9 protein-coding genes, 2 tRNA genes and 1 pseudogene are annotated in these 9,463 nt (G+C 69.2%); 8 read left to right on the top strand and 4 right to left on the bottom strand.

The features are described from left to right. The first annotated feature begins 308 nt into the window (after window positions 1-308). Window positions 309-1,253, top strand: coding sequence for an SDR family oxidoreductase (locus B5D80_RS04695; protein WP_088642509.1), 945 nt, complete (start codon window positions 309-311; stop codon window positions 1,251-1,253). A 184-nt stretch (window positions 1,254-1,437) separates the two neighbouring features. Here the strand turns inward: B5D80_RS04695 and B5D80_RS04690 are convergent, their stop codons facing one another. Next, a complete protein-coding gene (locus tag B5D80_RS04690) occupies window positions 1,438-1,716 on the bottom strand; it encodes a hypothetical protein (RefSeq protein ID WP_088642508.1) in 279 nt (92 codons plus the stop codon). A gap of 120 nt (window positions 1,717-1,836) precedes the next feature. Between B5D80_RS04690 and B5D80_RS04685 the strand changes: the two genes are divergently transcribed. From B5D80_RS04685 to B5D80_RS04670, 4 genes are all read left to right on the top strand, one after another. Further along, window positions 1,837-2,580 (top strand): SAM-dependent methyltransferase, encoded by a 744-nt coding sequence (locus B5D80_RS04685; protein ID WP_088642507.1) that lies wholly within the window; start codon window positions 1,837-1,839, stop codon window positions 2,578-2,580. Window positions 2,581-2,856: 276 nt separating this feature from the next. After that, window positions 2,857-4,269: a hypothetical protein gene (locus B5D80_RS04680; protein ID WP_088642506.1), complete on the top strand. Its 1,413-nt coding sequence runs from the start codon at window positions 2,857-2,859 to the stop codon at window positions 4,267-4,269. Between the two features lie 18 nt (window positions 4,270-4,287). After that, a tRNA-Gln gene (locus B5D80_RS04675) sits at window positions 4,288-4,359 on the top strand. Window positions 4,360-4,369: 10 nt separating this feature from the next. Further along, a tRNA-Pro gene (locus tag B5D80_RS04670) sits at window positions 4,370-4,441 on the top strand. A 75-nt stretch (window positions 4,442-4,516) separates the two neighbouring features. On the opposite strand, the pseudogene B5D80_RS04665 reads toward B5D80_RS04670, so the two are convergent. Then, window positions 4,517-5,214 (bottom strand): annotated as a pseudogene (locus B5D80_RS04665) (DUF7003 family protein). Here B5D80_RS04665 and B5D80_RS33295 point away from each other — a divergent pair. Further along, the gene (locus tag B5D80_RS33295; protein WP_158224129.1) at window positions 5,167-5,334 is read left to right on the top strand and encodes a hypothetical protein; all 168 of its coding nucleotides are present in this window, start codon (window positions 5,167-5,169) and stop codon (window positions 5,332-5,334) included. The pseudogene B5D80_RS04665 and the gene B5D80_RS33295 sit on opposite strands and share 48 nt — an antisense overlap. Window positions 5,335-5,367: 33 nt before the next feature. Here B5D80_RS33295 and B5D80_RS04655 read toward each other — a convergent pair whose 3' ends face one another. Beyond that, entirely contained in the window at window positions 5,368-6,951 is a 1,584-nt protein-coding gene (locus B5D80_RS04655; protein WP_088642503.1) for an amidohydrolase family protein, read from the bottom strand. Window positions 6,952-7,042: 91 nt separating this feature from the next. Here B5D80_RS04655 and B5D80_RS04650 point away from each other — a divergent pair, with 91 nt between their 5' ends. After that, a complete protein-coding gene (locus B5D80_RS04650; RefSeq protein WP_158224128.1) occupies window positions 7,043-7,690 on the top strand; it encodes a TetR/AcrR family transcriptional regulator in 648 nt (215 codons plus the stop codon). A gap of 169 nt (window positions 7,691-7,859) precedes the next feature. Here the strand turns inward: B5D80_RS04650 and B5D80_RS04645 are convergent, their stop codons facing one another. Further along, window positions 7,860-8,759, bottom strand: a complete 900-nt coding sequence (locus B5D80_RS04645; protein ID WP_088642502.1) for an NmrA family NAD(P)-binding protein — start codon at window positions 8,757-8,759, stop codon at window positions 7,860-7,862. A 69-nt stretch (window positions 8,760-8,828) separates the two neighbouring features. Here B5D80_RS04645 and B5D80_RS04640 point away from each other — a divergent pair, with 69 nt between their 5' ends. Continuing rightward, window positions 8,829-9,446, top strand: coding sequence for a TetR/AcrR family transcriptional regulator (locus B5D80_RS04640; RefSeq protein ID WP_088642501.1), 618 nt, complete (start codon window positions 8,829-8,831; stop codon window positions 9,444-9,446). The last annotated feature ends 17 nt before the right edge of the window (window positions 9,447-9,463 follow it).

Below are 9,463 nucleotides of genomic sequence, written 5' to 3'. Positions count from 1 at the left end.
CTCACGGCGTAGCCCGTTCGTCCGGCGGCGCTGCCCACGGGGCAGTCCGACGTCCTCCGGCTGCAATGCCTCACGCCGGTTACGGAGGAACCCCGCCAGCCCACTGCGATCGATCACGACGCCTCCCTCCGGGTACCGGGTTGTTTCTACCGGCCACGGGAGGACGTAGCCACGCCCCGCCGATCCCCCCTTCCCGGCCGCGGGCCCGCCGAGGGTGGGATCGGTAGGCCGTGGTTACCGCCCCGCTTCCGACCGACGATCGACGGCGTAACCCGATGACCGGACCACCGATGACGAAAGCAGAGCCGATGCCACGTACACCTGTCGACATCAGCGTCCCCGACCTGACCGGAAAGCTGGCCGTGATCACCGGCGCGAGCGACGGGATGGGCCTGGGCATGGCCGCCCGACTGGCCGGAGCCGGCGCAGAGGTGATCCTGCCCGTCCGCAACCCGGGCAAGGGCGAGGCCGCGATCACCACCATCCGGCGGGCCCACCCCGGCGCGAAGGTCTCGCTACGCAGCCTGGACCTGTCCTCGCTGGACTCGGTCGCCACGCTGGGCGAGACCCTGGGTGCGGAGGGCCGCCCGATCCACATCCTGATCAACAACGCCGGTGTGATGCAGCCGCCGACCCGGCAGACCACGGCCGACGGGTTCGAGGTGCAGTTCGGCACCAACCACCTCGGCCACTTCGCCCTGGTCGCCCGGCTCCTCCCCCTGCTGAGCGCCGGCCGGGCCCGGGTCACCTCCCAGGTCAGCGTCGCCGCCCGCAGTGGTCGCATCAACTGGGACGACCTCAACTGGGAACGCTCGTACCACGGCATGCGCGCCTACCGCCAGTCGAAGATCGCGTTCGGGCTGTTCGGCCTGGAGCTGGACCGACGCAGCAGGGCCCACGGGTGGGGCATCACCAGCAACCTCTCCCATCCCGGGGTGGCCCCCACCAGCCTCCTGGCCGCCCGCCCCGAACTCGGCCGCAGCCGGGACACTCCCGCGATCCGCCTGATCCGGGCCATGTCCGCCCGCGGCATCCTGGTCGGCACCGTCCAGACCGCGGCCCTGCCCGCGCTGATGGCCGCGACCGACCCCGACGCCCGTCCCGCCGTCCTCTACGGACCCGGCGGGCCCGGCAACCTCGGCGGCCCACCCGCCGAGCAGCGGACGTACCCGACACTGCGCGACACCGGCGAGGCCCAGCGCGTCTGGCAGGTCTCCGAACGGCTGACCGGCGTCGCGTTCGTCGCGGCCTGACACCGGCCGGAACCGGAACACCACCCGCCATCGGGGTCGTCGGGACCACCACCACGACATCGGCTGCCGCCGCGAGTCGGACGGTCCGGCCGACTGACCGGACCGCCGACGAGCGATCAACGTGCCGCCAAGCGACCGGTTGAGCGGAGCTTCGGTAAGCACGGCTGCGCCTCTCGGTAAGGGCTCAGTCCGTTCCCCCTCCGCCGCCGGTGTCGAAGTTCGCAGCGTCCCCATATCCGGCGTTCTCCACGACGGCGGCGGAGTGCCGGTCGGGAACACCACGACCCCGGTGAAAGATGTCGCGATCAGGACGCGGCGAGTCGCGGCGTATCGCCCGCATGGCGGCCCGCGCGGCCGCCGCCTTCTCCGCTGCGCTCTGCGGCCGGCGACCTCTGCGCTTGAAGATCAGGACCACGATGCCAGCCACAAGCCCGAGGCCAGCCAGCAACGGATACCACTGCATGTCCCCACGGTAGAAACAGCCCGCATCTGGACGGGGAGTGCTCTCATGCCATGCCGCCGGCCGTGCGTGCCGTGGTGAATCCGGGTGCGGGTGTCGGTCGGACTCGTGTTGACTTTGCCGGTGGATCGTCAGCGGCTCAGCAGCATCGCGCACTCGCACCACCCGATCGCGGCTCCGGTCTCCGGTGTCAACCTCGACCGTCTCCTGCGCCGACCGGACCGGCAACGGGCGGCTCGTATCCTCGACCTCGGCTGCGGAGAGGGGGCCTGGGCGCTGCAGGCCCTGGCGCACTACCCCGAGGGGCACGCGGACGGCGTGGACGTCAGCTCGTACGCCCTCGAACGCGCCGCGAGCGCTGCCGTCGAACGAGGCTTCGCCGACCGGCTCACGCTGCACGAGCGCGACGCCCGCACGTACGTGCCCGACGGCGACTACGACCTGGTGCTGTGCGTCGGATCGACCCACGTGTTCGGCGGATTCGCCGAGACGCTGGAGTCGGCCGGCCGGCATGTGCATGCCGACGGCATCCTGCTGGTCGGTGAGGGGTTCTGGCAGATCCCGCCGACTCCGGAGGCACTCGCCGCGCTCGATGTACGGCCCGAGGAACTCACCGACCTCGCCGGCCTGATCGACGCAGCTGAACAGGCCGGCTGGACGCCGGTGTACGCCCATGTCAGCGACGCCGCCGAGTGGGACGACTACGAATGGTCGTGGATCGGCTCGCTCACTGAATGGGCGCTGAACAATCCCGGCCATCCGGACGCTGCCGAGGCGCTCACCGTCGCCCGAAGGCACCGCGATCAGTGGTTGCGCGGATACCGCGACGTTCTGGGCTTCGCGACACTGGTGCTACGTCACATCTGATCGCGGTGCATCTCACTCTCATGCCGCAATCCGTGTGCTCGGTAAGTGTCCGTTTGTGCCGATGAGCGCGTGGCAGGCGGTGATGTTGGGGGAACCCGAGGAGGTCGACGTCAACGACGTGGCGCACGGCGTCTCGTCGGACGCGGTAGATGGTCGTATACCACCTCCACGGTGGAGACCGGTTGAGATCTGATGATGAGCATTCCGTCCGTGCGGTGACTGGTGTGGTGGCGAATCGGATTGCTGGGGTCGTGTCGTGCCTGCCAGGATGCCGCCATGTCGATCGCCGAGACCTCTGCTGAGGATGCCCTGGTCGCGCTGCACGCGTCGCTCGATGAGCGGCGCCGGCCGGAGGAGGTTGCGCATCTCGTGCTGCGGGTGGTGGGCGGTCAGTTGGGGCTGCGGGACCGGATGACGGTGGGGCGGGCGGCTCGTGCGGCGTCACGGTGGAACGGGTGGAGTTCGATGTCGGTGGACTTCGCCCGGCCGGTCGGTGGCGCCCGTCAGATCGACGCCGCCGTTCGGCTGTTCGAGCTGCCGCCCGGTGGCGTCGACCCGGATGATCCCGTCTCGCTGCTTGATTTCTCGGCCCGCCTGAGTGAGTCCCTGGGTGCCGTCGATCCGGCCCGGCTGGACTTCCTGCGGGACCGGTTGAACCGGGAGGGCCGGGCTACGGCGGGGATCGAGCTGTCGAAGCGGCAGTACAACCGGCGGTTCCGGGTGAGCCAGCGATTGTTGGCGAAAGCCGACAGGTTGGCCGTCGAGCAGACCAAGCGGCAGTTGACCATGGTCGCGCGGGCAGGATTCGCGGCGAGCATCGAGCGGGATGCGTTTCTGGCTGATCCGTGGGCGGGTTGCTTCGTGGCGTATCTGACTGCCAAGCGGAAGTTGCGGCGGGAGTTCACCCTGTCGGGGCGGGACAACCCGTACGACGACATCGCCGACCTGTTGTTCGAGCACTGCGCCGCCAACCCGGCGACGGACTGGTGGATGATCGCCCAGGCCCATCCGACGCCGACTGTGCTCGCCCGGCTGACCGAGGCACAGCGTGGTGAGCTGCTGGGCCGGTGGTGGACGACGATGCGTCAGGTCGCGGCGTTACTCAAGCGGGTCTGGACGGCCAGCGACTTCGACCAGGCCACCATGATCGTGAGGCGGGGAAACGACTCGTCGACGTGGAACCTCCTGTGCGGCGCGTACAACGCCGCGCGGGCGGCGTGGATCGCGACGCTCGACGCCGCCGGCAGCCTCGGCCTGCTGCAGGCGTCCTGCCCGGGCAAGGCGATGATGCTGATCGCAGCGGACCTGGCGGCGTGGCACCGCTCGACCGGCGGCGGCCTGCACCCCGACGTGGGCGTATGGGCTCGGCTGCCGCTGCCGTGGGACGTGCTCGACGGCACCACCGCCTGCACCCGCGCGGATGTCGAGGCGGCATGCGCCGATGCTGGCGTCGACCCCGTCACGTCCGGTTGGACAGGCCCCAGGACACCCGCAGCCACCGGACGTTTCCGCCCCACGCCCGAGTTGGTGCACGGGGTATCGATCGTGGACCCGCTGTGGGCGTCGATGCTGCGTGCCGGTGGGGCGTTCTCCGGAAAGATGGCCAAGAACAGCTTGGAGCAGACGCTGATCCCGGGTGACGTCGTGGTCAGCGACCTGCCGGAACGAGATGGACATGTCAAGCCGTGATCGGGCAGCATGATCACGCTCGTCGTAGCTCAGTGGTAGAGCGCCCGGCTCTGGACCGGGTGGACGCTGGTTCGAGCCCAGCCGACGGGGCCCGTGGAGATCCGTTGTAGCTCAGCGGTAGAGCACCCGGCCAGGGACCGGGAGGACGCCGGTTCGAGCCCGGTCAACGGATCCCCACGATCTGCCATCTGAGTTCATGGACATCACCGCGAGGCGTGCTCCCGGTGCCGTGGTCCGACGTCAGGTGTCACAGTGCCCCTGACATTGGCCAGTTGCGCCAGTGCTTGTCTCCCGGGCGGGTCGGCTGGTAGTGGGAGGGGTTGGCAGTGGCCAGCACTTCGCTGATCTGCTGGTAGGTCTCGATGTCGCTGGGACGGACCTCGAACGGTGCCCGGTTGTGCGGTGGCGCGTGGCGGGTAAGGCTCTCGTGTAGCTGTCGTTGCCGTTCTCGCTCGGGACTCGGCGGACGGACCCGCAGGGTGGTGTGATGCCAGTCGTCCAGGCACAGCACCTGGGGCAGGTCTGACGGGACGAGTTGACGCACCTCGGTGCTCTCGGCCAGCAGAAGATCGCGGTGCTGCGGCGCGAGGAGTCTGAACAGGTCTTCCGGGCAGGTCGTCTCAGCGGCGGCGACCGGCACGGCCTGTCCTCGGATGACCAGTGGGACCTGCCGGTACCAGGCTGCCCCCGAATCGTCCTCGAACAGGTCCGCGAAGTTGTCGATGCGGTGGGCGAACCGCGTCTGCCAGGCCTCGTTCGTGCCGGTGAGGCAGTTGCCGAGGGCATGCAGGACGTCGACGACGTTGCCGGCTCGCGGGTTGTAGCCGACGGTGTCCACGACCAACGGTCGGCGTCGCTGAACCCATGCAGCCGAGCCGCTACCAGATAGCTGTAGGGATGTTCCAGTTCGGGAAACCGGCGCTGCTCGGCAGCACGATCGAACACGTCGACGACATCCTCAACCCGCACCACACCCAGGATGGTAGGGAACTGGTCATGGTCAGAAACGAACGATCCACAGACCCGCGCCTCGGCAGTAGCTACGCCGCGAGCACTTCCAGTTGAAAGGCAAGGGGTCTGCTTCGGGAGCCGTCAGTTTCAGCAGCAGGTGACGGTGCGGAGCCCTGCGGCGTGGTCGCCGGTGGCGGCCTGATCGGCGACGGCCTGGATCTGGTCGCGGGTGAGGTGGTGGCCGGCGCGGATCACGGCCGAGACCGACGACAGGTTCGCGGCATCGGTGAGCGGGTCGGCGTCCAGCAGCAGGAAGTCGGCATCCATTCCGGCCGCGATCCGGCCCATGCGGTCAGACCGGCCGAGATAGGCCGCCGGGCCGGTCGTGGCGGCGCGCAGGATGTCCAGCGGTGGGATCCCGGCGGCCGCCCACTCGCCGAATTCCAAACGCATCGTCTGGCCCGGGGTGGCGCCCTGTCCGTCGGTGCCGGTCATCATGGGCACGGTGGCGTCGTGGAAGATGCCGACCATGCGTTTGCAGAGCTCGTACGCTTTGCGGTAGATGTCGTGCGTGGTGGCCGGCAGGCTGTCGAAGGTCTTGAGAACGTCCTGCCGCTCGGCGCGCTCGTCGGAGGACATCAGGGCGAAACCCGGGTCCTGCCGGTATTCCGGGGCGTCGGCGAGGTACTGGGTACGCAGGCGTACGAGGGTGGGTGTCTGCCAGGTGCCGTTGGCCACGAAGGTTCTGGCCAGCTCCCGTGCCTTGGCCTCGTCGAAGGTGTCGAGCGCCTGTCCCAGCAGGGCTACGGCTTCCTCCCTGGCGAAGGCGGCCGGATTGATGAGCCGCTTGTTCTGCTGGCCGGCCATGACTTCGTCGGCCAGTGGCAGGCCCAGCACCCATTGCGGTATGGGCAGCGCCGCCTGCTCCCGGCCCCACAACGTGTCGTACCGGGTGGAGCAGTTGATCCAGATGTTGCTGCCGGTACCGAAGTGCTCGATCGAGCGGTAGCCGAGCTTGGACGCCTCGGTCACACTCACGTCGGGCGGCAGATGCCCGGCCGTCACGAGTCCTTCCTCCCGCGCCTGTTCGAGAGCCGCGAGGAATGGCTCGCGGTCGTACACGACGATTTTGATGAAGTCGGCACCCTGCTCCTTCTGTCGCTTGACCTCGGCCCGGGCGTCGTCGGCCGATCCGGCGTTGAACGGCGATATCAGCGCTCCGGGCATGGCGAGCAGGGCGGGGGCGTACTCGGTCAGCGGCAGCCGGCTCTCCGCCCGGTAGCGCAGCAGATCCTCCGAGGCGGCCATCTGGCGCATGCCGGTGACCCCCTCGGCCAGCATCGTCGCGAGGTAACTCCGGGCGTCGGCGCCCTGCAACGTGTGGACGTGCATGTTGTTGTAGCCCGGGACGACGAAGCGGCCGGCCCCGTCGACGGCGCGCACGTCTGCGGTGGTGGCCGCCGCGGAGTTGGTCACGGCGGTGATGCGGCCGTCGCGCACCAGCACCGACTGGCGTGGGCGTCGGGAGCCGTCGATCGGATCGATCACCGTGACGTTGTCGATCCGGATCGGCGGCGCCGTCGGGAACACGACCCGGTCGGGATCTCTCTTGGTGAGCGCCCGCGTCACCGGTACGCCGACCGCAGCGGCCATGATGGCACCCCCACCCATGGCGAGGAAGCGACGACGGGTACGGCGCGGCTGCGCTGCCTTCGCTGAGTCGTCGGACATGCCCGGACCACCTTATTTGCATACTCCATCAGTTTTGATAACCGTAACACGCAACGCTGCGCGCCAGCGTTGTGCGGTAGAGTCGTGGCTCGTGGTGGAGCAGCCGGCGATCGCGGCGAGCCGGAACTCCCGGCGCAGGACCCGGACGCGGTCGGCGCTCCTGCGTGCCGCGCAGGAGATCCTGGCGGAGGGCGGCGACGCCCACGTCAGCGTCCAGGCCCTCACCGATCGGGCCGACGTCGCATTCGGTTCGCTCTACAACCACTTCGAGAGCAAACACGACCTCTTCGACGCCGCCATCGCCGATGCGTTCGAGCAGTACGTGGCCTGGCGGGACGCCCACACCCCCGGCGGCACCGACGCCGTCACCCGGTTCGCCACCAACGTCCGACTCACCGGCCGCCTCGCGGCCCTGCGCCCCGACCTCGCCCACATCCTCACCCATCCGCTCGCCGTGTCCGCCGAACGACCCGCCGGCATCGCCCAACGGCTCAGCCACGACCTCCTCGCCGCACTTCACGAAATCCGAGCCGACACCCCCACCAGTGACGACAGTCACATCACCGTCATTGCCGCGGCCGGCGCCATCGCCGCAGTCCTCCGCGCCGCCGCCCACCTCGACCCGCCCGGCCAGGCCCGACTCGCCGACCACCTCACCCGCGACCTGCTCCGCATGATCGGCGTCACCGAAGCCCTCATCACCGACCTCCTCGCCACCGCCTGCCCACCGGCCAGGTGAACCGGTCATCGCGACGGCCGTCGCCGCTCTCCGGCTACGGTGCTTGGCGGGTGGCTCACCTGGCGAAGACCCAACCGCCAGCGCGGGCCAGGATGAACCGGATCCCGGGGCAGTGCTCCAGTGCTAAGCCGGGATCACCGAGGTACGCGCCATTCGATACGGATCAGTGTCACGAGGCCCTCCCAGACACCGCGCGGCCCAGCACTGCCGGCTTGATGCTTTCCAGCGCGAACTCGTGGAAAGTGGTGGGCGTGGTGTTCTGGGCGGTTCTCGGGACGGCGTTGTTGATGCCGCGTTCACAGGCCACATCCATGTCGATCATGGATTGGGCCATCGCCGCGGAGAAACCGCGGCCGAGAAGGAACTCCTTGACCACGGCGCGATCGAGGAGTTGGTACCGGATGGGCGTGCCGAGAACATCGGTGAGGATCGCGGCGATGTCGGCGAAGGACAGGTCCTCCCCGCCGAGGGACTCGACCGAATCCTGACCGGTCCAGTCACGGTCGAGCAGATAACCGGCGGCGAGCGCCGCGATGTCCTTCGTCGCGATCCACGGCGTGGTGAAGTCGGCCGGCAGCGTGCCGGTGACGGCCCCGTCTCCGATCGTGGCGGTCTGCCGGAGAATGTTGTCCATGAAGGTCGGCAGCGCCAGGGCGCGCACGTGCGCACCGGTGCTGCGCAGGAGGTCCTCCATGGCGTGCGAGGCCGACACGTGCCCGGCGTAGACCTGCGCGCCGCGCCCGAGTGCGGAAACGACCACGACGTGCGGCACGGCGTGACGCACCACGGCGTCCGCACCCGGGATCGAGGCGGAAACGTACGCCTCGTACGGGCTGCTCGCAGTCGGGGTGGCCGGCATCAGCCAGAACAGGGCGTCGGCGTCGGTGAGGGCGCGGTCCAGGGTGGCGGGGTCGTGGTGCGATCCGGTGACGACCTCTGCCCGCTTCCGCACGCCGGTGGGCAGTTTGCCCGGATCGCGGACGACGAGGCGGACCGGCTCGCCGTGGGTGAGCAGGGTGCGGACGAGCTTGCTGCCGATCTGCCCGGTAGGGGCGGTGACAACGATCATGGATGATGACTCCCATCAGCATCGAACCCAAGTAAACTCTACCGTACCGTTTACATTGAGGTGGACGCCATGGCCCGACGCGGGGAAGCGCTGCGCGAGCACATCCTCGACACGGCGAAAGTCGCGTTTCTGGAGACCGGCTTCGAGCGCACGTCCATGGACGCGATCGCACTGCGCGCGGCAACCTCGAAGCGCTCCCTGTACGCGCACTTCCCGACCAAGGACGCGCTGTTCCTCGCGGTGGTCGCGCGCACACGGGCCCTGTTCGCCGAACGCATGGGCACCCCCGCCGACTACGCCGACGAACCGATGGAAGCGGCCGTCCGCTACTGCGGGCGCTTCGTACAGATGCTGCGCTGGTCCTCCGTGGGAAAGATGGCGCGACTCGGCATCGCCGAGGCGGACCGGCTGCCGGATCTGGCGGCCGGGATCTTCGACGTTCTCTTCGGCGTGACGACCAACAACCTCGCCGCCCATCTGGAGAGCGGCACGGGACTCGCGACCGACAAGGCCGAGGCCGTCGCGAACCAACTGATCGGCCTGGCCGTCCATCCGGTGCTGCCCCGCCTGCTGTTCGGAGTCGACCCGCTCACCGACGAGGCGCCCGACCGCGCCCGCCTGGCGAGCGATGTCGACCTCGACCGGATCCGGCGGCTCGTCCACCTCAGCGTTCCGGCGGCAACCTGACTCTCCCCCAGTCCGGG

It is taken from the genome of Micromonospora wenchangensis (assembly GCF_002210435.1).
GTDB classification, from domain to species: domain Bacteria; phylum Actinomycetota; class Actinomycetes; order Mycobacteriales; family Micromonosporaceae; genus Micromonospora; species Micromonospora wenchangensis.
Note: the sequence above shows the minus strand (reverse complement) of the source record. Positions and strands in the feature narration are given on the sequence as shown.